The following is a 21,244-nucleotide window of genomic DNA, read 5'->3' as shown; positions in this document are numbered from 1 at the left end:
GGGCGGCGCCGCGGCGCGCGGCCCGGCCGGCCTGGGCGACCACCGCCACCGGGGCGCGCCGCCGGGCGGCGGCGCCGGCCTCGGCGAGGTCTACTTCACCGGCTGGCCCAAGGCCCAGCGCGCCGCCGACCGCGACCGGCGCGCCAAGGCCCCGGTCCGCGGCGGAGGCCTGCCGCCACGGGCCGACCGCGACCTGACCGGCGCCCGCGCCCCGCTGGCCGCCGTGCCCGCGCGGGCCGCGGCGGCCGCCGACGCGGGCACCACCGCCCTCGTCCTGTACGACACCGCAGGCCCCTACGGGCACCTCGGCGAGCTGTACGCCATGGCCACCGCCAACCTCGCCGGCCACTTCGGCTCCGTGACCGCCAAGCCCGTCGCGCAGTACACCGCGGGCATGGTCGACCAGTACACGGCCACCTTCTACATCGGCTCCACCTACTACGGCGGGAGCGTCCCGGACGCCGTCCCCGCCGCCTTCTACCAGGACGTGGTCACCACCACGCGCCCGGTGACCTGGCTCGCCGACAACATCTGGTCGCTGGCGAACGCGACGGGCGTCGCCCAGTTCCAGAACAAGTACGGCTGGGACCCCACCGCGTCGTACTTCGAGGCGAACGGCAGCGTCGGCGCCGTCACACAGGTGACGTACAAGGGCCAGGCCCTCACCCGGAAGGTCCCGGCCGGCCAGGATGGCGGCGTGCTCCGCCCGGCCGTCATGACGGGGCCCGGCTACCCGGCGGTGACGCGGCTGGCGACGGCCCGTGACACCAGTACGGGCACCGACTTCCCGTGGGCGGTGCGGTCGGGCAACCTCACCTACGTCGGTGAGATCCCCTTCGCCTACGTCTCTGAGAGCGACCGGATCATCGCCTTCGAGGACCTGCTCTTCGACTCCCTCGCCCCCGCCACCACCGAGCGGCACCGGGCCATGATGCGGCTGGAGGACATCAGCCCCAACTCCGACCCGGCGCAGCTGCGGGCCATCGCCGACTACCTCGCCGCGGAGCAGATCCCGTACGGCATCAACGTGATCCCCGTCTACACCGACCCCAAGGGCACCTACAACAACGGCCGGCCGGAGACCGTCACCCTGGCGCAGCGCCCGCAACTGGTCTCCACCCTGAAGTACATGCTCCAGCACGGCGCCGTCCTGATGAACCACGGCTACACCCACCAGTACGGGAACACCGCCAACCCCTACAACGGCGTCACCGGTGACGACTTCGAGTTCTACCGGGCCCACGTCGACGCCTCCGACAACGTGGTCTACGACGGCCCGGTCGCCGGGGACTCCGCCCTGTGGGCGCAGACCCGGGTCACCCTGGGCCTGACCCAGTTCGCCCTCGCCGGACTGCCGGCCCCCAAGCTGTGGACCACCCCGCACTACGCGGCGTCCGCCACCGACTACAAGGTCTTCGCCCAGAACTACACCGCGCGCCTGGAGCGTTCGCTGTACTTCTCCGGCACCCTCGGCGGCGGCACGGCCGACCCCAACCGCTTCATCGGGCAGTTCTTCCCCTACGTCGTCAAGGACGTCTACGGCACCAAGGTGCTGCCCGAGAACATCGGCAACTACGAGCCCGAGGCCTACAACAACCACCCGGCACGCCTGCCGGCCGACCTGATCGCCTCGGCCAGGGCGAACCTCGCCGTCCGCGACGGCTTCGCCAGCTTCTTCTACCACCCCTACTACCCGGTCCAGCCGCTCAAGGAGACGGTCGAGGGCATCCGCGCCCTGGGCTACACCTTCGTCAGCCCCGCGACCGCCGCGTGACCCTGTTCCGGAGGACCGCCGCCGCGACCGTCGCGGCGGCGGTCCTCGCCCTCACCGCCGGCTGCGCCGCCGTCGGCGCCTCGCCCGCGGACCGCCCCGACGACCGGCCGCAGGAGCACCCCGGGACCGCCGCGGATGACCGCGTCCGCGGCATCGCGCTGCCCTCCTGGGCCTCCGACGACTACGACAGCCCCGCCGCCGGGCGCTACCTGCGCGGTATCGCCGACACCGGCGCGCGGTGGGTGTCCTTCACCCCCACCTGGTACCAGTCCGCGGTCCACGACTCCTCGATGCGCACCACGGAGGAGACCGCGAGCGACGCGAGCCTGCGGCGGATCGTCCGGCAGGCCCACGCCGCCGGGTTGAAGGTGCTGCTCAAGCCGCACGTCGACCTCACCGGCGGCGGCGACCGGGCCGGCATCGCACCCGCCGACCCCGACGCGTGGTTCGCCGCCTACACCCGCTTCATCACTCACTACGCGGAACTGGCGGGCCCGCTCGGCGTCGAGCAGTTCTCCGTCGGCACCGAACTGGCCGGCACCTCACGGGACGGCGGGCGCTGGCGTGCGGTGATCCGCGCCGTCCGGCGGGCCTACGACGGTCCGCTGGTCTACGCCGCCAACTACGACGAGTACCGGCACGTCCCCTTCTGGGGCGCCCTCGACCTGATCGGCGTCGACGCCTACTGGCCGCTGGCCGACCGCCCCACCACCGACGCCGGCCGGCTGCGTGACGCCTGGCGGCCCGTCATCCGGGAACTGGCCGGCTACTCCGCCCGGCACCACCGCCGCGTGCTGTTCACCGAGGCCGGTTACGTCAGCCAGCGCGGGACGACCACGGCGCCCTACTCCTGGACCGTCAGCCGGCAGCCGGGGGATGCCGAACAGGCGGCCGCCTACCAGGCGCTGCTCACCGCGCTGGACGGGGAGCGCTGGTGGGCGGGGGTGTGCTGGTGGATGTGGGACGACTGGCCGGACAGCGGGGAGACCCCGGCCCGGCTCGCGTACAGCCCGCACGGCAAACCCGCGGAGGAGGTACTGCGCCGCTGGTGGCGCACATGAGCGTGACAATTCAGGCGAAACGCTGACATTGTGTCGTCATGACGGCTCTCGCACCCGGCGCAACCGAGGACACGACGGACTTCGCCGACGCCGACCGGGGATTCCTCGGTGCCCTGACCCCCGGCCGCATCACCGACGGCGAGGGCCGGGTGGTCTGGGACGGCGACGCGTACTCCTTCCTGCAGGGCCCGTGCCCCGACACGGCGCACCCGGGCCTGTGGCGGCAGAGCCGGCTCGCCTCCAAGCAGGGCCTGTTCGAGGTCGTCGAGGGCATCTACCAGGTACGCGGCCTCGACCTGTCGAACATGACCCTCGTCGAGGGGGACCGCGGGGTCGTCGTCATCGACCCGCTCCGCTCCGCGGAGTGCGCCGCCGCCGCGCTCGCCCTCTACCGCGAGCACCGGGGCGACCGGCCCGTCACCGCTCTCATCTACAGCCACTCGCACGTCGACCACTTCGGCGGCGCCCGCGGCGTCCTGCCCTACGGTCACGACCCGGTGCCCGTCCTCGCCCCGGCCGGCTTCCTGGAGCACGCCGCCGGCGAGAGCGTCGACGCCGGGGTCGCGATGACCCGCCGCGCCGTCTACATGTACGGCTCCGAACTGCCCAAGGGCCCGGCCGGGCAGATCGGCTGCGGCCTCGGCCAGACCGCCTCCACCGGCACCGTCACCCTGATCCCGCCCACCGTGCACGTCACCCGCACCGGCCAGGACGAGACGATCGACGGGGTCCGGATCATCTTCCAGCTCACCCCGGGGGCCGAGGCGCCCGCCGAGATGAACTTCCACTTCCCCGCCAAGCGGGTGCTGTGCATGGCGGAGAACGCCACCCACACCATGCACAACGTCCTGACCCTGCGCGGAGCGCAGGTCCGCGACGCCCGGCTGTGGGCGCACTACCTCAACGAGGCCCTGGTCCTCTTCGGCAACGCCTCCGACGTCGTCATCGCCTCCCACCACTGGCCGACCTGGAGCCGCGAGGGCATCCACCGGCTGCTGTCCCACCAGCGCGACCTGTACGCCTACCTCCACGACCAGACTCTGCGGCTGATCAACCAGGGCCTCACCGGCAGCGAGATCGCCGAGGAACTGACCCTGCCCCCCGCCCTGGAACGGCTCAACGCCAACCGCGGCTACTACGGCTCCCTCAGCCACAACGTGAAGGCCGTCTACCAGCGCTACATGGGCTGGTTCGACGGCAACCCGGCCCACCTGTGGCAGCACCCCCCGGCGGCGGAGGCGCGCCGCTACGTGGACTGCCTCGGCGGCACGGACGCCACCGTCGCCAAGGCCAGGGAGTACACCGAGGCGGGCGACCTGCGCTTCGCGGTCACCCTGCTGGGCCACGCGGTCTTCGCCGACCCCGGCCACGCCTCCGCGGCGGAGGAACTCGCCCTGCTCTACGAGCGCCTGGGGCACGGCTGCGAGAACGGGCCCTGGCGCAACTTCTACCTGATGGGCGCACAGGAACTGCGGCAGGGCGTCACCCGGACCCCGGTCGTCATCGCCAACCCGGACGTGATGACCGCCCTCACCGTCGACCAGCTCATCGACTCCCTCGCCATCCGCGTCAACGGCCCCAAGGCGTGGGACGTCCACCTGACCATCGACTGGCGCCTCACCGACGAGCACCGCAGCTGGCACCTGACCCTCTCCAACGGCGCCCTCACCTACTTCTCCACCCAGGACGGGCGCCCCGCCGTCCGGCACGCCGACCTGACGCTCACCCTCACCCGGCCCGAGCTGCACCGGCTCCTCGCGGGCGGCCGCTTCGAGGGCGTGGAGCACGAGGGGGACCTGAAGGTGGTCGCCACCCTCGTCGGACTGCTGGACGCCGCCGACCAGGACTTCCCGATCGTCACACCGTGAAGACCCCCGGACATCGCACCGTCGAGGCGAACGGAATCCGGCTGCACATCGCGGAGGAGGGCGAGGGCCCGCTCGTACTGCTGCTGCACGGCTTCCCCGAGTGCTGGTACTCCTGGCGCCACCAGTTCGCGCCGCTCGCCGCCGCCGGCTACCGGGTGGTCGCCCCCGACCAGCGCGGCTACGGCCGCAGCGAACGGCCCACCGCCGTCGACGTGTACACCGTCCTCGACCTCGTCGGCGACGTCGTCGGCCTCGTGCACGCCCTCGGCGAGAGCCGGGCCGTCGTCGTCGGCCACGACTGGGGCGCCCCCGTCGCCTGGCACACCGCGCTGCTGCGGCCCGACGTCGTCCGCGCCGTCGCCGGCCTCAGCGTCCCGCCGGTCCCGCGCAGCGGCGGCACTCCGCCGCTGCGGTCCGTGCGGGAGCTGTACGGCGGGCGCTTCTACTGGAACTACTTCGAGCGGCCCGGCGTCGCGGACGCCGAGTTCGCTGCCGATCCGCGGACCACCTTCCGCCGCTTCCTGTACGGCGCCTGCGGCGACAACCCGGCCAACGACCCCGTGCCGGCCCAGCCCCTCGTCCCGCCCGGCGGCGGCTTCCTCGACATCGTCGAGGAACCCAAGGAACTCCCCAACTGGCTCACCGAGCAGGACCTGGACGCCTTCACCGCCGAGTACGCGGGGTCGGGCTTCACCGGCGGCCTCAACTGGTACCGCAACCTTGACCGCAACTGGCGGCTGACCGCGCCCTGGGCCGGCGCCTCCCTCCAGGTCCCCGCCCTCTACGTCACCGGCGACCGCGACCTCGTCCACGGCTTCCCGGGGATGTCCGAGCTGATCCCGGCGCTGCGGCAGCTCCATCCCACCCTGCGCGAACCGGTGGTGCTGCCCGGGTGCGGGCACTGGACCCAGCAGGAGCGCCCGGCGGAGGTCAACGCGCTGCTGCTGGACTTCCTGCGGGAGGCCGCGCCCCCCACCGGCTGATCACGTGCCGGATCAGGTGTCGCACTCCAGCACGGTCCGGCACAGCCCGCACCGTGCCTTCACCCGGCCCCGCACGGGCACCCGGATGCGCTGGTGACAGGTGGGGCAGGGGAAGGAGACCCGCTGGGGGTCGCCGTCCTCGAAGGCGTAGCCGGCCGACGGGTACGCGCCGCCGCGGCGCCGGTCGTGGGCGTACCGGCGGCGGCCCGCCCAGCCGCAGCCGACCATCGGCGGATGGCGCAGATCGGCCTCGGCGACCCGCAGCCCGGCCCGGTAGGCCTCCCGGGCCCGCGGGCTGGTGAGCCACGGCTCGATGTCGTCGCCGAAGGCCAGCGCGCGTTTGGCCAGGACGTAGCCGAACTCCTCCGGGGTCAGATAGCCCAGCTTGGAGGCGGCCGTGGTCAGCCGCTCCCCGCGCAGCGCCGGCTCCTCGCGGTAGGAGTCCAGCAGCAGCCAGCCCGCGCCCAGGTAGGTCGTGGCGGTGTCGGTCAGGATCTCGTTCTCCCGTACCCCGGGGAACTCCAGGCCGAGCCGGTGCAGGTAGACGTGCATGACCTCGTGCGCCAGCACCGCCCCCACGTCGCGCCGGTCGTCCCGGAAGCGGGCGTGCAACTCCACGAAGTACTCGGGCCCGGCGGCCAGTTCCACATTGCCCGCGTGCACCATGTCCCGGAAACTGACCACCATGCGGGCCTCCGGCAGACGGAAGTGCTGCACGATGGCCCGGGCCACCCGCTGGGCGCCCAGATGGAGGTCCTCGTCCGCGGGGAAGGCCACCGCCTCGGGGCGCACGCTCGCCGGGAAGCGGCTCACCGTGTCGTACGACAGCCGCCGGTACAGCGCGGTCAGGGCGGCCCGCACCTGCTCCAGGTGCGGGAAGCCGTGCTCGATCGGGCTGGACGACGGCTCGGTCACGGCGCCTCCCCAAGCGGGTACGACGCTTCGAGCCTACGCGTCGACCCAGGCCGTTGTCGCCGTGCGTTCCGGCCCGGTGCCGCTCGCCGCGCCGGCCACCGGCACGCCCAGCGCGGCCAGCCGCGCGGCGGCGCTCGGCGCGGTGCCGCCCTCCGCCTGGTACACGCTGAGCAGCAGCCGCCCGCCAGGCTCCACGAGCTCCGCCAGCAGCCTGTGCACCAGGTCCGCGAGCCTGCGCTCGGGCACGCAGTCGGCGAGGGTGTGCACGAAGGTGAACCGCGCGCCGTCCGCCGGCCGCCAGTCCAGCGCGTTGCCCACCGATATCCGCCCGGCCCAGTGCGGCAGCCGGCGCCGGGCCAGCTCGACCAGGCGCGGGGCGAAGTCCACCCCGTGGGGCTCGACCACCCGGCCCCGCTCCGCCGCCCACCGCCGCACGGACTCCATCAGCAGCCCGTTGGCGCAGCCTACGTCCAGGAAGGTGCCGTCCTTGTGCAGCGCCTCGACCACCATCGAGCGCCGCGCCCGCCACTGCTCCGGCTCCCGGCCGAAGCCCGATCCTCCCTCGGGTGTGGTCGCCCGCAGGTAGGCGGGCTCCAGCAGACGCAGGTTGTCGGCGAAGTACGAAGCGTCGTCCTGCTCCCGGAAGGAACGCGCCGCGTCCAGTACGGCGCGCCGCTCGGGGCCGCGGGGGAGCATGCCCGCGATCGTGCCGGCGTCGGCCACGACCAGGTCCGCGTCGGCGGCGTGCGGCCGGCGGCCCCGGTAGCGGTCGCCGTCCAGCCAGGCGTAGAGCCGCTGTTGCCCCGCGTCAAAGGCGAAGGGGTGTACCCGCTGCCGGTAGTAGCCGGCGGTCTCCAGCGGCACGCGGGCGGCGGTGTCGAGCATCCAGTCCTCACCGGGCAGCACCTCGCCCGAGGGCAGGCGGACCACCCCGTCCCCGCCGCGCACCGCGCCCGTCAGGCCGCCCGGCAGGAACGGTACGAAGGTGACCCGGCGCACCGATGCCGGGTCCGGGTCCCGCTCGAGCGGTTCGTACGTTGTCCGCCCCGTGTCCATACCGCCCCCCTCGGCCGAGTCCGCCCGTGGCGGCGGCATACAAACACCGTACAACCGGCCACCGACACCCGGCCGGTGTCCTTCGGCGGGTCCGGGGCGACGGCGTGACCGTCACGCCGGGCCCGCGGGATTCGGCGCCTGCCCGTAGCAGAGGCAGAACGGGTGCCCGGCCGGGTCGGCGAAGACCCGGAAGCCGCTGCGCTGGCCGCCGCTGTCGTGCAGGAAGGTGGCGCCCAGCGCCACGACCTCTTCGTGGGCCCGCTCCACGTCGGCGCGGGTGGGGACGTCGAAGTCCAGGTGGAACTGCTGGGGGTGTTCCGGGTCGGGCCAGCGCGGCGGCCGGTGGAAGGGCACCTCCTGGAAGGCGATCCGGGTTCCGTCCGGGGCCGTCAGGGTCACCCACGAGGGGTCCGCGGTGTCCAGGGCCCAGCCCAGGATGCCCTGGTAGAAGCTGCCCAGCGCGGCCGGGTCCGGGCAGTCGATCACGGTGCACTGCAAGGTGGCGATCATCCGCCGAGCCTGCCCGGCGTCCTCCTGCGGACGCAAGGCCCGCCGCCGGGACCATACTTTCGGCTGATACGGAACCGGTCCGGCGGGGGAGGCCCCGGCACCCCCGGACTCCGTACGGTGGGAGCCGTGGCCGGCCGTCCGTCGCCCGGCGGCCGGCCACGACATCCGTACCGTCGTCGCCCGAAGGACCCCGATCCATGTCCGCCGCATGTGCCGCCTCCGCCGCAACCGTCCGGATCTCCTCCGCGCGGAACGCCGCCGTCGTCCGGCGCGCGGCGCTCGCCGTCCTCGCGGTCGCCGCGGTGTGCGTGGCCAAGGCGGCCGGGGTCCCCGGCTCCCTCGGCGTCCCCGGGGCGGCGCTGACCGGCGTGCTGCTGCTGGCGGCGGGCGTCTGCGGCGTCCTCTACGCCGTCCGCTCGAGGTGAGCGGGCGGATGCGGATGACGCACCGTCGCATCAACGTCCTCGCCCTCGTCCTCCTCGCGGTCGCGGCCGCCGCGACCGTCTGGGCGGTCACCCATGCCGGGCAGGGTGACGCCGTCGCCGTGGTCCACGGCAGCACGCCCGCCCGCGCCTCCGACCCGGACGGGCACACCCCCGTACGGATCGACATCCCCAGCGCCGGCGTCCACGCCCGGGTCGTCGACCTCGGGGTCACCGACGACGGCACCCTCCAGACCCCCGCCACCGAGCAGGGCCGCTACGCCGGCTGGTACGACCGCAGCGCCACCCCCGGCGACACCGGCACCTCCGTGATCGTCGGCCACGACAACGGCGGGCGCGGACGCGCGGTCTTCCACGACCTGCACGTGGTGCGCCCCGCCGACATCGTCGTCGTCACCCGTCGTGACGGCAGCCGCGCCCGCTTCACCGTCACACGGGTCGAGCGCGTCCCCCGGCAGGCCTTCCCCGCCCAGTACCTGCGCACGGAAAGCGAGGGAACCGCCCTGCGGCTCGTCACCTGCGCGCGCGAACGGCAGGAGGGCGGCCGGCCCGCCGGGATGCTGGTCGTGGAGGCGGCCGTCGTCCGCACCTCTTGAGCCGCATCTCCTGAGTCGCGCCTCTTGAGCCGCGCCGCCCGGGTCGCGGCCCCGCCACCGCCCCGGTTGCCGCGGCATTTCCGGCGGAGGATCGTGAAGAGCGGGGCTGTCCTCGCATCGGACGACGGAGCCGAGGGCCCTCGCCGCCGCCGGCCACCCGGTTCCCCGCCGCCCCGGGCCCCGCCCGCCGCTCGCACGGTCACGCCCCCGTCACCCGGGTCGCTTCGGGCACCCGGGACGCAGGGTCACGGGAGGCCGCGATGTGTTTCGTCCATTCCGGTACCGCAGGCGCCGCCGGCCTGGTGCAGCAGGCCTCCGCAGGACCGGGGGCGGCCGCGCTGTCGGCACTGGCCGCGGGTGGCGGAACGGTCGGCGGCATGGACGTCGCCGGCGCCGGCAGCCCGGACGTGACGACGGGACCGGACGGGGACAGGGTCGTGGACGGGTTCGGCCGGGTGCTGCACAACCGGTGGAACCGGGACCTGCGTCCGGTCACCACGGTACGGCCGGGCGAGGTCGTCCAACTGCTGTGCCGCGACGCCCTGGACATCGGCGCCGCGGCCCGGACGATGACCCCCGAGGGGACCCTGACCATCGACCTGGGGAAGGTCCATCCGCTCACCGGCGCCATCGAGGTGGCGGGCGCGAAGCCGGGCGACATCCTCGAGGTCGAGGTGCTGGACATCGCCCCCCTCGTGGACTTCGGCTACGTCGTCATCAGCCCCGCCCTGGGCCTCTTCGGATCGCTGCGCCCCGAACTGCTCGCCCCGCTCGCCCCCTGGAGCGAGGCCTCCCAGCTCAGCGACCCCACCCCGGGACCGGCCGCCGGGGCCCTGCCGGAGGACCAACCCCACAACAGCGGCGCCCCGTTCATCCAGTTGTTCGGCTTCGAGCGCGGCCAGAACGCCGGGTTCGCCACGTTCACCGGCGCCGACACCGGACGGCAGGCCCGCATCCCGATCGCGCCCTTCATGGGGATCATGGGCGTCGCGCCCCTGCGCAAGGGCATGTACCGCACCTTCCCGCCCGACGTCAGCGGCGCAATGGGCGGCAACACCGACATCCGGCAGCTCGTCAAGGGAACGCGGGTACAGATCCCTGTCTACGCCGAGGGGGCGCTGTTCTCCGCCGGGGACGGACACATGGCGCAGGGCGACGGGGAGGTGACCGGGACGGCCATCGAGACGCTGATGGCGGTCACGGTGCGCTTCGGCCTGATCCCCGACACGGTGATCGCCGGCCCCCGGGCCGTCGTGCCCGCCGCGGACCCTACCCAGTTGGTCATGCCCGAGGAGATGCTCGCGCAGGGCTATTACCAGACGACCGGCACCGGACCGGACCTGATGGAGAACGCCAAGAACGCGGTCCGGGACATGATCGACTGGCTCGTCTGCGACCAGGGGCTGAGCCTGCACGAGGCCTACACGCTGTGCAGCGTGGCGGGCGACCTGAAGATCAACGAGACCGTGGACCTGCCGTCCTGGCTCGTGTCGATGACCCTGCCGCGCGGCATCTTCACATGACGGCACGCCGGGACCGGACGTCCGGATGCCCGGGCGGCCGATCCCCGCGGCGGCGGGCCACGGGGAACCCCCGTGCGCCGCGGGCCGGGCATGGGGCAGCATGACGGCATGCCTGCTCTCACGCGTGCCGAGGCCGAGACCCGCGCCCGGCAGATCGCCGTCCAGCACTACACCGTCGACCTGGACCTCAACCGCGGCGACGAGGTGTTCGGATCGACCACCGTGATCCGCTTCACCGCCCTCGCCGACGGCGACACCTTCGTCGAGCTGAAGCCCGCCGCGCTGCACAGTGCCGTCCTGGACGGGCGGCCGCTGGACGTCGCGACCCTGGACGACAACCGGCTGCCGCTCACCGCTCTCGCGGCCGGCCCGCACGAACTGCGGGTCGAGGCGGACATGCGGTACTCCCGCACCGGCGAGGGCATGCACCGCTTCACGGACCCCGCCGACGGCGAGACCTACCTGTACACCCAGCTCTTCCTGGACGACGTGCAGCGCGTCGTCGCCGCCTTCGACCAGCCCGACCTCAAGGCCGTCTTCGAGGTCACCGTGACCGCGCCCCCCGAGTGGACCGTCCTCGGCAACGGCGTCGCCGAGCGCACCGGGGAGGCCGAGGGCCGCTGGCGCGTCGCGGCGACCCCGCCGATCAGCACCTACCTGCTCGCCGTCGCCGCCGGACCCTGGCACTCGGTGCGCACCGAGCACGCGGGCCTGCCCTTCGGGCTGCACTGCCGCCGCTCCCTCGCACCGCATCTCGACGCCGACGTCGAGGAGCTCTTCGACATCACCCGGCGCTGCTTCGACCGGTACCACGAGCTGTTCGAGGAGCCGTACCCCTTCGACTCCTACGACCAGGCCTTTGTGCCCGAGTTCAACGCGGGCGCGATGGAGAACCCCGGCCTGGTCACCTTCCGCGACGAGATGGTCTTCCGCTCCGCCGTCACCGACACCGAGCGGCAGACCCGCGGCATGGTCGTCGCCCACGAGATGGCCCACATGTGGTTCGGCGACCTCGTCACCCTGCGCTGGTGGGACGACATCTGGCTCAACGAGTCCTTCGCCGAGTACATGGGCTACCAGGTGCTCTCCGAGGCCACCCGGTTCACGGGCACGTGGACCGACTTCGCCGTCGCCCGCAAGGGCTGGGGTTACGACGCCGACCAGCGTCCCTCCACCCATCCCGTCGCCCCCGCCCCGGAGGCCGTCCCCGACACCGCCTCGGCGCTGCTCAACTTCGACGGCATCTCCTACGCCAAGGGCGCCTCCGCGCTGCGCCAGCTCGTCACGTGGCTCGGCCGCAAGGACTTCCTCGCCGGCATCAACGAGCACTTCGCGCGGCACCGCTTCGGCAACGCCGCCCTCGCCGACTTCATCGACTCCCTCTCCCGCGCGACCGACCGCGACGTCCACGCCTGGGCCGACCGCTGGCTGCGCACGACCGGCGTCGACACGCTCACCCCCGTCCCCGTGGGCGCCGACGACGGCTGGCGGCCGGACGTCACGCACGAGGGCAGCCGGCCGCACCGCATCTCCGTCGCCGCGTACGACCGTGCCGACGCCGACCCGGCCCGGCTGGTGCTGCGCGAGCGCTTCGAGACCGACGTGCCCGCGAACGGCGAGACGCCCGGTGTGCGTCCCGGCCCCCGCCCCGACCTGGTGCTCCTCAACGACCAGGACCTGACGTACGCCAAAATCCGCTTCGACGCGCAGTCCTGGGACACCCTGGTCGCCGCGCTGCGCGGCCTGCCGGACCCGCTCAGCCGCGCCCTGGTCTGGAACGCCGCCCGCGACCTCGTCCGGGACGGCGAACTCCCGCCCACCGCCTACCTCGACGTCGCCCGCGCCCACCTGCCGCACGAGACCGACATCGCCGTCGTCCAGGGCGTGCTCGGCTTCGCCCGCGGGCAGATCGCCGACCGCTACCTCCCCGCCGCGGAACGCCCCGGTGCGCTCGCCACCATCGAGGCGCTCGCCCGCGACCTGCTCACCCGCAAGGACCCCGGGCTGCGGCTGGCCGCGACCCGCGAGCTCATCGCCGCCACCGCCGACCCCGGCGCCCTGCGCGGCTGGCTCACCGAGGGTGCCCTGCCCGGCGGGCCCGGGCTCGACCCCGAACTGCGCTGGCAGATCCTCACCCGGCTCAGCGTGCTGGGCGCGGCCTCGGAGGAGGACATCGCGGCCGAACTGGCCTCCGACCCCAGCGCCACCGGGCAGGAGGGCGCCGCCCGCTGCCGGGCCGCGCTGCCCGACCCGGAGGCGAAGCGGGACGCCTGGGCCCGGATGTTCGACGGCGACACCCTGTCCAACTACCTCTTCACCGCGACCGCCCAGGGCTTCTGGCAGCCCGAACAGCTCGACCTCGTCCGGGAGTACGTGCCCCGCTTCTTCCCCGCCGCGGTGGCGGTCGCCGCGCGCCGGGGTCCCGCACTCGCCGAGGCCGCGGGCCGCTGGGCCTTCCCCGTGCCCGTCGTCGAGCCGGCCGTGCTCGACCTCGGGGAGGAGTGCCTTCGTACCGGTGAACCGGCGCCCACCCCGGCCCTGCGGCGCCGCCTCGCCGACCAACTCGACGACCTGCGGCGCGCTCTGCGCGTCCGCGCGGCCTCCGCGTAGCGGGTGCGGTGCCCGGGGTTTGTGCGGGCCGGTCGTCCGTGTGCGGGTCGTTTGCGCCTGCGGCGGGCGGTTTCCCCGCCGCCCGCCCGTGGCCCCGGTCGGTCAGTGACCGCCTCGCTGCGTGCGTTGGGGGTCGGGGCCGCGCCGGCGCACGTCCTCAGCGCTCGCGGATTTGCCGGGCCATTGCGTCACCGGCATCACCGCTCGTCGCTTCCGGGCGCACCCCGCCACACCCCCTCCCGTCGTGTGGGCGCATGACGGCCGGTGGGGGTGAGGAAGCGGTCCGGGGTTGCCGCACATGCCCTACTGACCCCCCACCGGGCGTTGGTCGCTCGTGATACGGAGGGGGTGGGGTCGTAGGGGTGGGCGTTCTGGACGCTGACGTGTATTTGTTGTGCGGCAGAGCGGCACCGATCCGGACCGCCCGCCATGCACATAAATATGCGGTACAGAATGCCCACCCCGGAGGCTCCACCCCCGGCCCACCCACGAAACCCGGCGAGACCCGCACCAACCAACCGGGGCCACGGGCGGGCGGCGGGGAAACAACCGCACCGCAACCACGAACCGCGCCGCACATGACGGCTGGGCGAACACCCCCGTGGGCGCGCCGGGGCGGCGACCGTTCGGGGTGCGGGGCCAACACCCGGGGCGGGGGAGCGTCGTTACGCAGGTCGCCCAGCGCGTACGCGCCGGTGATCCGCGACAACGGAGGCGCCGACTCCATGCCACCCCATCTCGCCGGCGGAAGTGAAGGGCCGGACAGACTGCGCCCGTTGGTCGACGTCGTGCTCGACGCGCTCGCGGCGGGGGCGGCCGTCCGCAAGGGGCCGCTCCCCGCGGGTGGTCCGGGGGCGGTCGTGCGGCGGGTGGGGGAGGTGCTGGGGGAGGCCCTGCCGGAGGACGGCACCGGGGCGACGGAGGCACTGCGGGCGCTGGTCGGGGTCGTCGCCGAGGGCGCGGCCGATCCGGCGGACCCGTTGTGCGCGGCGCATCTGCACTGCCCGCCGCTGGGCGCGGCCGTGGCGGCAGACCTGGCCGCGAGCGCGCTCAACCCCTCGATGGACTCCTGGGACCAGGCCCCGGCCGCGACCGCGCTGGAAGCGGAGGTCACCCGCGCGCTGGCGCGCTTGGTCCACCCGGACGCGGCGGCACCAGACGCGCTGATCACGACGGGCGGCACGGAGTCCAACCAGCTCGCGCTGCTGCTGGCCCGGGAGGGCGCCCCGCGAGTGCGGATCGTCGCCGGGGCCAACGGGCACCACAGCGTGCCGCGCGCCGCCTGGCTGCTCGGGATGCCCGCCCCCGTCGTCGTGGACACCCCGGGCGGGGTGCTCGACCCGGAGCGGGCGCGGGCCGTGCTCGCCGCGGACGGGGGCCCGGCCCTGCTGGTCGCCACCGCGGGCACCACGGACGCGGGCGACATCGATCCACTCCCCGAACTCGCCCGCGCCGCAAGGGAGTACGGGGCGCGCCTGCACGTCGACGCCGCGTACGGCGGTTCGCTGCTGTTCAGCGACCGGGAGGCGCCGAGGCTCACCGGGCTGCGGGAGGCCGACACCGTCACCCTCGACCTGCACAAGCTCGGCTGGCAGCCCGTGGCGGCCGGGGTGCTCGCGGTGCGCGAGTCGGCGGCGCTGCGCCCGCTGGACCACCAGGCCGACTACCTGAACGCCGCCGACGACACCGAGGCCGGCTTCCCCGACCTGCTCGGCCGCTCGCTGCGCACCTCCCGCCGCCCCGACGTGCTGAAGATCGCCGTCACGCTGCGCGCCCTCGGCCGCCGCGGCCTGGGCGGGCTCGTGGAGGCGGTCGTCGACCGGGCCCGGCACCTCGCGGACCTGGTGGAGCGGCATCCCGCACTGACCCTCCGCGGCCGCCCGGCCGTCAGCACCGTGCTCTTCCGCCCCACCGGCGCCGCCGACGAGGAGGTCGCCGCCGTCCGCCGCCGGCTCATGCTCGACGGCCGCGCCGTCCTCGGCCGGGCCCGCGCCGACGGACGGCTCTGGCTCAAGGCCACCCTGCTCAACCCGACGACCACGCCCACCGACCTCGAGGCACTGCTCACGCTCGTATGCGCGACCCACCAGGAAGGCAGCACCCCCCGATGACCACCACCGACGACCACGACCCCCACCGGGACCAGCCCTTCGACCTGCTCGGCATCGGGATCGGCCCGTGCAACCTGTCCCTGGCCGCCCTCGCCGACGGCGTCCCGTACCTCAGCGCGGCCTTCTACGAGCAGGAGCGCTCCTTCCGCTGGCACCCGGGGCTGCTGCTCGACGACGCCACCCTCCAGGTGCCCTTCCTCGCCGACCTGGTGAGCCTGGTCGACCCCACGAGCCGGTGGAGCTACCTGAACTACCTCAGGACGCGTGAGCGGCTCTTCCCCTTCTACTTCGCCGAGCGCTTCCACACCCACCGCGCCGAGTACGACGCCTACTGCCGCTGGGTGGCCGAGTCGCTGCCCAGCACGTACTTCGGCCATCAGGTCGACACCGTCCGCTGGAACCCGGGGCGCGCCGTCTTCGAGGTGGACCACACCCGGCTGGACGCCGACGGGCAGGCCGAGGCCCTCGGCCGTACCTACGCCCGCAACCTGGTGGTCGGCGTCGGCAGCGCACCGTACGTGCCGGAGCCGCTGCGGCCGCTCGCCGAGTCCCCCGCCGTCCCCGTCGTGCACTCGGCGCACTACCTGGAGCACCGGGACCGGCTGCTGGCCGCCGAGCACGTCACCGTCGTCGGTTCCGGGCAGTCGGGCGCCGAGGTCTTCCTCGACCTGCTGCGCGCCCGGCCCGCCGGACGCGAACGGCTGACGTGGATCGCCCGCAGCCCCGCGTTCGCCCCGATGGAGTACAGCAAGCTCGGCCTGGAGCAGTTCACCCCCGACTACACGCGCTTCTTCCACGGGCTGTCCGAGCCGGTCCGCGACAACCTCCTGCCCCGCCAGTGGCAGCTGCACCGGGCCATCGACCACGGCACGATCGGCGCCGTCCACGACGAGCTGTACCGCCGCACCCTGGGCGGCGGCTGGCCGGACGCCGTGCTCACCCCCGGCGTGACGGTCCGCACGGCCGGCCGGATGGGCATGGGCGCCGTCGAACTCCACCTGGAGCACGAGCAGCAGGGCACCCGCAGCCGGCTGGTCACCAACGCGGTCGTCCTCGCCACCGGATACCGGGAGCGCTCCCTCGACGCGCTGCTCGCGCCGATCCACCCGTACATCCGCCGTGACGCCTCCGGCCGGCCCCGGATCGACGAGTGCCACCGGCTGGAGCTGGACCCGGTCGTCGCGGGTACCGGCGCGGCCGTCCACGTGCAGAACGCCGAACGCCACACCCACGGTGTCGGTGCCCCCGACCTGGGGCTCGCCGCGTGGCGTTCGGCGGTCGTGCTCAACGCGGTGACCGGCAAGGAGCCCTACCCGCTGCCCTCCCGTACGGCCTTCACGACCTTCGGGCTCGGCGCGGCCACCGAACCGGTCAGCCCTTGGACCGCGACTTCTCCTTCCGCAAGGCCCGCAGGTACTCGCGGTTCATAGCGGCGATCGACGGCAGCGGGATGCCCTTGGGGCAGGCCGTCGCGCACTCCCCGGTGTTGGTGCAGCCGCCGAAGCCCTGGTCGTCCATGGCCGCGACCATGTCCAGCACCCGGGTCTCGCGCTCGGGCTGCCCCTGGGGCAGCACATTGAGGTGGTTGACCTTGGCCGAGGTGAACAGCATCGCCGAGCCGTTGGGGCAGGCCGCCACGCACGCGCCGCAGCCGATGCACTCCGCGTGCTCGAAGGCGAAGTCGGCGGTCTCCTTCGGCACGGGCGTGGCGTGCGCCTCGGGCGCGCTGCCCGTCGGCACGCTGATGTACCCGCCGGCCTGGATCACCCGGTCGAAGGCCGACCGGTCGACGACCAGGTCCTTGACCACCGGGAAGGCGGCGGCCCGCCACGGCTCGACGTCGATGGTGTCGCCGTCCTGGAAGTGCCGCATGTGCAGCTGGCAGGTGGTGGTCCGCTCCGGGCCGTGCGCCTGCCCGTTGATCACCATGCCGCAGGCGCCGCAGATGCCCTCGCGGCAGTCGTGGTCGAAGGCGACGGGTTCGTCGCCCGCGAGGATCAGCTCCTCGTTGAGGACGTCGAGCATCTCCAGGAACGACATGTCGGGACTGATGTCCTCGACGCGGTAGGTGACCATGGTGCCGTCGTCCTCGGAGGACGGCTGGCGCCAGATGCGCAGGGTGAGGTTCACGCGTAGCTCCGCTGGGTGGGGTGTACGTACTCGAAGTCGAGGGCCTCCTTGTGGAGCACCGGGTCCTCGCCGGCGCCGGTGAACTCCCAGGCCGCGGCGTACGAGAACGCCTCGTCGTCGCGCAGCGCCTCGCCGTCCGGGGTCTGGCTCTCCTCGCGGAAGTGGCCGCCGCAGGATTCGGCGCGGTGCAGGGCGTCCAGGCACATCAGCTCGGCCAGCTCCAGGAAGTCCGCGACCCGGTTGGCCTTCTCCAGCGCCTGGTTGAGCTCGTCGCCGCTGCCGGGCACCTTCACCCGGCGCCAGAACTCCTCGCGCAGCTCGGGGATCCGCTCCAGCGCCTTGCGCAGGCCCGCCTCGTTGCGGGCCATGCCGCACTCGTCCCACAGCAGCTCGCCGAGCTCCCGGTGGAAGGAGTCCGGGGTGCGGTCGCCGTCCACGGCGAGCAGCAGGTTCAGCCGGTCCTCGACCTCGGCGACGGCCTCGGCGACCGCGGGGTGGTCCGGCGTCACGGTGTCGTGCAGGCCGCGCGCCAGGTAGTCGTTGATCGTGGCCGGGAGCACGAAGTAGCCGTCCGCCAGCCCCTGCATCAGGGCGCTGGCACCCAGCCGGTTGGCGCCGTGGTCGGAGAAGTTGGCCTCGCCGATGGCGAACAGGCCGGGGACGGTGGTCTGCAGGTCGTAGTCGACCCACAGGCCGCCCATCGTGTAGTGCACGGCGGGGTAGATCCGCATGGGCCGGGTGTACGGGTCCTCCGCGGTGATCCGCTCGTACATCTCGAAGAGGTTGCCGTACTTCTCCTCCACCTTGGCGCGGCCCATGCGGGCGATCGCGTCGGCGAAGTCCAGGTAGACGCCCTGGCCGCCGGGGCCGACGCCGCGGCCCTCGTCGCAGACGTTCTTGGCGGCGCGGGAGGCGATGTCGCGCGGCACCAGGTTGCCGAAGGAGGGGTAGATCCGCTCCAGGTAGTAGTCGCGCTCGTCCTCGGGGATCTCGTGCGGCGGACGGGTGTCGCCCTTGGCCTTCGGCACCCAGATACGGCCGTCGTTGCGCAGCGACTCGCTCATCAGGGTGAGCTTGGACTGGTGGTCGCCTGAGCGCGGGATGCAGGTGGGGTGGATCTGCGTGAAGCAGGGGTTGGCGAAGTACGCGCCGCGTCGGTGCGCCCGCCAGATGGCGGTGGCGTTGGAGCCCTTGGCGTTGGTCGACAGGTAGAAGACGTTGCCGTAGCCGCCGCTCGCCAGCACCACGGCGTCGCCCATGTGCACCGACACCTCGCCCGACACCAGGTCGCGGGCGACGATGCCGCGGGCCCTGCCGTCCACCACGATCAGGTCGAGCATCTCGGTGCGCGGGTGCAGTTCCACGTTGCCCGCGTCGATCTGCCGGGACAGCGCCTGGTAGGCGCCGAGCAGCAGCTGCTGGCCCGTCTGGCCACGCGCGTAGAAGGTGCGGGAGACCTGGACGCCGCCGAAGGAGCGGGTGTCGAGCAGGCCGCCGTACTCGCGGGCGAAGGGCACGCCCTGCGCCACGCACTGGTCGATGATCTGTACCGACACCTCGGCGAGGCGGTGCACATTGGACTCGCGGGCGCGGAAGTCCCCGCCCTTGACGGTGTCGTAGAACAGGCGGTGCACGCTGTCGCCGTCGTTGCGGTAGTTCTTCGCGGCGTTGATGCCGCCCTGGGCGGCGATGGAGTGCGCCCGGCGCGGCGAGTCCTGGTAGCAGAACTGCACGACGTGGTAGCCCTGCTCGGCCAGCGTGGCGCCCGCGGAGCCGCCCGCCAGGCCGGTGCCGACCACGATCACCGTGTGCTTGCGGCGGTTGGCCGGGTTGACCAGCTTCGCCTCGAACCTGCGGCGGTCCCAGCGCTCCGCGATCGGCACGTCCGGCGCCTTGGTGTCGGCGATCGGCTCGCCCAGTCGGTAATCCACGGTCAGTCCACCAATCCGGTCATCACGGAGACGGGTACGACGAGGAAGCCGGCGGTCAGCGCCGCCGCCAGCACGTTCGCCGTGATCTTCAGCGCGCGGTCGCGGCGCTTGTTCACCGCTCCCAGGGTCTGCGCGGCGCTCCAGAAGCCGTGCCTGATGTGCAGGCCGAGGGCGAGCATCGCGACGATGTAGACGACGTTGACCCACCAGATCCGGAAGTCGGCCACGATGTTCTCGTAGGGGTGGTGCTCCTTGCCCAGCGGGTTCACGGTGAGCGTGGTCAGGTCGAGGATGTGCCAGACGATGTAGAGGCCGAGGATCACCCCGCCCCAGCGCATCGTCCGGGTCGCGTAGCCGGCCCGCTGGCGCTTGTGCTCGTACTTCGCCGGGCGCGCCTTGATGTCGCGCTTGCTGAGCTGGTAGGCGGCGACGCCGTGCAGCACCACCGCGACGACCAGGCCGGTGCGCTGGATGTACAGGTACCAGCTGTTGTGCAGGGCCGGCTCTCCGATGGTGCGCAGCCACGCCGCGTAACCGTTGAACTCCTCCGGGCCGAAGAAGATCTTCAGATTGCCCAGCATGTGCGCGACCAGGAACAGCAGCATGATCACGCCGGTCCCGGCCATGACCGCCTTCTTGCCCACGGTCGAGCCCCACAGTGCCCGTAGGAGCGACGGGCGGCGGCCGGTGCCCGTCGTCGCCCTCGTCCTCGTCGTCGCCAAAGCCATGGGCTTGACGCTAGGTCTGCCTGCAACGAAAGGTCCAAGACATGTTCCGGCTCGTTTCGATAGGTGACACCTATCGCGTTATCGTGCCGACATGCAGCTGCAGCAGCTCGTGTACTTCCTGGCGGTCGCCGACACCCTGCACTTCACCCGTGCCGCCGAACGCGTCCATGTCGCGCAGCCCTCGCTGTCACAGCAGATCAAGGCCCTGGAGCGGGAGCTGGGCGCCGACCTGTTCAGCCGCGCCCGCGGCAACATCGCGCTGACCGACGCGGGGGAGGCCCTGCTGCCGCTGGCCCGCCGCATCATCGCCGACACCGAGACCGCCACCCAGGAGGTCCAGGAGCTGGTGCACCTGCGCCGCGGCCGGGTGCGCCTCGGTGCGACCCCCAGCCTCGCCACCGGCCTGCTGCCGGACGTGCTGCGCGACTTCCACGACCGCTACCCGGGCATCCGGCTGGTCGTCGAGGAGGGCGGCTCCCGCGACCTGGTGCGCGAGCTCGCCTCCGGCAGCCTCGACCTCGCGCTGATCGTGCTGCCGCTGCAGAGCCACGACCCCGCCCTGGACGCCACGCCGCTGCTCCACGAGGACCTGGTGGTGGTGACCGCGGCCGACGCGCCGCCGCCCTGCGCCGGCCCCGCCATCCAGGTCGGCGACCTCAGGGACCGTCCGCTGGTCATGTTCCGCAACGGCTACGACCTGCGGGAACTCACCGTCACCGCATGCCGGGCGGCGGGTTTCGAGCCGCGCTTCGCGATCGAGGGCGGCGAGATGGACGCCGTGCTGGGCTTCGTGGAGGCGGGACTCGGTCCCGCGGTCGTGCCCAGCATGGTCGCCGGACGCCGTCCCAGGCTGCGCACCACGCCCTTCGAGGCCCCCGGGCTGCAGCGCACGGTCGCCCTCGCGCACCGCAAGGACGCCGAGCCCCCGCGCGCCGCCCGGGAACTGCGCCGCGTGCTCCTGGAACACGTACCGGCCTGAGACCCGCGGAACGCCCGGAGGGCACG

Annotated in this window: 17 protein-coding genes; 11 read left to right on the top strand and 6 right to left on the bottom strand. The window is 73.4% G+C overall.

Features of this window, described 5'->3' with window-relative positions:
- The 4 genes from ACFW3D_RS14135 to ACFW3D_RS14120 form a co-directional block, all read left to right on the top strand.
- A partial coding sequence (locus ACFW3D_RS14135; RefSeq protein ID WP_500504390.1) for a DUF2334 domain-containing protein occupies positions 1–1,774 on the top strand: 1,774 nt, incomplete at its 5' end.
- Complete coding sequence (locus tag ACFW3D_RS14130; RefSeq protein ID WP_500504389.1) at positions 1,771–2,835, top strand: glycoside hydrolase family 113; 1,065 nt, start codon at positions 1,771–1,773, stop codon at positions 2,833–2,835. The genes ACFW3D_RS14135 and ACFW3D_RS14130, both read left to right, overlap by 4 nt.
- A gap of 38 nt (positions 2,836–2,873) precedes the next feature.
- Positions 2,874–4,703: an alkyl/aryl-sulfatase gene (locus tag ACFW3D_RS14125; protein ID WP_500504388.1), complete on the top strand. Its 1,830-nt coding sequence runs from the start codon at positions 2,874–2,876 to the stop codon at positions 4,701–4,703.
- A complete protein-coding gene (locus ACFW3D_RS14120; protein ID WP_500504387.1) occupies positions 4,700–5,686 on the top strand; it encodes an alpha/beta fold hydrolase in 987 nt (328 codons plus the stop codon). The genes ACFW3D_RS14125 and ACFW3D_RS14120 overlap by 4 nt, the downstream gene beginning before the upstream one ends.
- A gap of 12 nt (positions 5,687–5,698) precedes the next feature.
- On the opposite strand, the gene ACFW3D_RS14115 is transcribed toward ACFW3D_RS14120, so the two are convergent.
- The 3 genes from ACFW3D_RS14115 to ACFW3D_RS14105 form a co-directional block, all read right to left on the bottom strand.
- Positions 5,699–6,601 (bottom strand): hypothetical protein, encoded by a 903-nt coding sequence (locus ACFW3D_RS14115; protein WP_500504386.1) that lies wholly within the window; start codon positions 6,599–6,601, stop codon positions 5,699–5,701.
- Between the two features lie 33 nt (positions 6,602–6,634).
- On the bottom strand, positions 6,635–7,657 hold the full coding sequence (locus ACFW3D_RS14110) for a class I SAM-dependent methyltransferase (protein ID WP_500504385.1): 1,023 nt from the start codon (positions 7,655–7,657) through the stop codon (positions 6,635–6,637).
- A 111-nt stretch (positions 7,658–7,768) separates the two neighbouring features.
- Entirely contained in the window at positions 7,769–8,167 is a 399-nt protein-coding gene (locus ACFW3D_RS14105) for a VOC family protein (protein ID WP_500504384.1), read from the bottom strand.
- A 197-nt stretch (positions 8,168–8,364) separates the two neighbouring features.
- Here ACFW3D_RS14105 and ACFW3D_RS14100 point away from each other — a divergent pair, with 197 nt between their 5' ends.
- The 6 genes from ACFW3D_RS14100 to ACFW3D_RS14075 all read left to right on the top strand — a co-directional run bounded on the left by ACFW3D_RS14100 (position 8,365) and on the right by ACFW3D_RS14075 (position 16,880).
- Entirely contained in the window at positions 8,365–8,592 is a 228-nt protein-coding gene (locus ACFW3D_RS14100) for a hypothetical protein (RefSeq protein WP_500504383.1), read from the top strand.
- An 8-nt stretch (positions 8,593–8,600) separates the two neighbouring features.
- The gene (locus ACFW3D_RS14095) at positions 8,601–9,206 is read left to right on the top strand and encodes a sortase domain-containing protein (protein ID WP_500504382.1); all 606 of its coding nucleotides are present in this window, start codon (positions 8,601–8,603) and stop codon (positions 9,204–9,206) included.
- Positions 9,207–9,466: 260 nt separating this feature from the next.
- Complete coding sequence (locus ACFW3D_RS14090) at positions 9,467–10,729, top strand: acetamidase/formamidase family protein (protein WP_500504381.1); 1,263 nt, start codon at positions 9,467–9,469, stop codon at positions 10,727–10,729.
- Positions 10,730–10,837: 108 nt separating this feature from the next.
- Positions 10,838–13,339 carry an aminopeptidase N gene (pepN, locus tag ACFW3D_RS14085; RefSeq protein ID WP_500504380.1) on the top strand — a complete coding sequence of 834 codons (2,502 nt, stop codon included), beginning with the start codon at positions 10,838–10,840 and terminating at the stop codon, positions 13,337–13,339.
- A gap of 725 nt (positions 13,340–14,064) precedes the next feature.
- Positions 14,065–15,450, top strand: a complete 1,386-nt coding sequence (locus ACFW3D_RS14080; RefSeq protein WP_500504379.1) for a pyridoxal phosphate-dependent decarboxylase family protein — start codon at positions 14,065–14,067, stop codon at positions 15,448–15,450.
- Positions 15,447–16,880 carry a lysine N(6)-hydroxylase/L-ornithine N(5)-oxygenase family protein gene (locus ACFW3D_RS14075; protein WP_500504378.1) on the top strand — a complete coding sequence of 478 codons (1,434 nt, stop codon included), beginning with the start codon at positions 15,447–15,449 and terminating at the stop codon, positions 16,878–16,880. The genes ACFW3D_RS14080 and ACFW3D_RS14075 overlap by 4 nt, the downstream gene beginning before the upstream one ends.
- On the opposite strand, the gene ACFW3D_RS14070 is transcribed toward ACFW3D_RS14075, so the two are convergent.
- The 3 genes from ACFW3D_RS14070 to ACFW3D_RS14060 are packed head-to-tail and all read right to left on the bottom strand — an operon-like array spanning position 16,822 to position 20,239.
- Positions 16,822–17,580: a succinate dehydrogenase/fumarate reductase iron-sulfur subunit gene (locus ACFW3D_RS14070; protein WP_500504377.1), complete on the bottom strand. Its 759-nt coding sequence runs from the start codon at positions 17,578–17,580 to the stop codon at positions 16,822–16,824. The two genes, ACFW3D_RS14075 and ACFW3D_RS14070, sit on opposite strands and share 59 nt — an antisense overlap.
- Positions 17,577–19,511 carry a fumarate reductase/succinate dehydrogenase flavoprotein subunit gene (locus ACFW3D_RS14065; protein WP_500504376.1) on the bottom strand — a complete coding sequence of 645 codons (1,935 nt, stop codon included), beginning with the start codon at positions 19,509–19,511 and terminating at the stop codon, positions 17,577–17,579. The genes ACFW3D_RS14070 and ACFW3D_RS14065 overlap by 4 nt, the downstream gene beginning before the upstream one ends.
- A 2-nt stretch (positions 19,512–19,513) precedes the next feature.
- Positions 19,514–20,239 (bottom strand): succinate dehydrogenase cytochrome b subunit, encoded by a 726-nt coding sequence (locus ACFW3D_RS14060; RefSeq protein ID WP_500504375.1) that lies wholly within the window; start codon positions 20,237–20,239, stop codon positions 19,514–19,516.
- Positions 20,240–20,330: 91 nt separating this feature from the next.
- On the opposite strand from ACFW3D_RS14060, the gene ACFW3D_RS14055 reads away from it, so the two are divergent.
- On the top strand, positions 20,331–21,218 hold the full coding sequence (locus tag ACFW3D_RS14055) for a LysR family transcriptional regulator (protein ID WP_500504374.1): 888 nt from the start codon (positions 20,331–20,333) through the stop codon (positions 21,216–21,218).
- The last annotated feature ends 26 nt before the right edge of the window (positions 21,219–21,244 follow it).

The organism is Streptomyces sp. NPDC058864 (assembly GCF_042742985.1).
In the GTDB taxonomy this organism is placed as follows: domain Bacteria; phylum Actinomycetota; class Actinomycetes; order Streptomycetales; family Streptomycetaceae; genus Actinacidiphila.
This window is presented reverse-complemented; position numbering and strand designations above follow the sequence as displayed.

What these genes read in the sequence shown, in the direction of transcription:
- ACFW3D_RS14125 (WP_500504388.1), top strand. Translation starts at nt 2,874, where the DNA reads ATGACGGCTCTCGCACCCGGCGCAACCGAGGACACGACGGACTTCGCC.
- ACFW3D_RS14110 (WP_500504385.1), bottom strand. Translation starts at nt 7,657, where the DNA reads ATGGACACGGGGCGGACAACGTACGAACCGCTCGAGCGGGACCCGGAC.
- ACFW3D_RS14105 (WP_500504384.1), bottom strand. Translation starts at nt 8,167, where the DNA reads ATGATCGCCACCTTGCAGTGCACCGTGATCGACTGCCCGGACCCGGCC.
- ACFW3D_RS14100 (WP_500504383.1), top strand. Translation starts at nt 8,365, where the DNA reads ATGTCCGCCGCATGTGCCGCCTCCGCCGCAACCGTCCGGATCTCCTCC.
- ACFW3D_RS14095 (WP_500504382.1), top strand. Translation starts at nt 8,601, where the DNA reads ATGCGGATGACGCACCGTCGCATCAACGTCCTCGCCCTCGTCCTCCTC.
- ACFW3D_RS14090 (WP_500504381.1), top strand. Translation starts at nt 9,467, where the DNA reads ATGTGTTTCGTCCATTCCGGTACCGCAGGCGCCGCCGGCCTGGTGCAG.
- pepN (WP_500504380.1), top strand. Translation starts at nt 10,838, where the DNA reads ATGCCTGCTCTCACGCGTGCCGAGGCCGAGACCCGCGCCCGGCAGATC.
- ACFW3D_RS14080 (WP_500504379.1), top strand. Translation starts at nt 14,065, where the DNA reads ATGCCACCCCATCTCGCCGGCGGAAGTGAAGGGCCGGACAGACTGCGC.
- ACFW3D_RS14075 (WP_500504378.1), top strand. Translation starts at nt 15,447, where the DNA reads ATGACCACCACCGACGACCACGACCCCCACCGGGACCAGCCCTTCGAC.
- ACFW3D_RS14060 (WP_500504375.1), bottom strand. Translation starts at nt 20,239, where the DNA reads ATGGCTTTGGCGACGACGAGGACGAGGGCGACGACGGGCACCGGCCGC.
- ACFW3D_RS14055 (WP_500504374.1), top strand. Translation starts at nt 20,331, where the DNA reads ATGCAGCTGCAGCAGCTCGTGTACTTCCTGGCGGTCGCCGACACCCTG.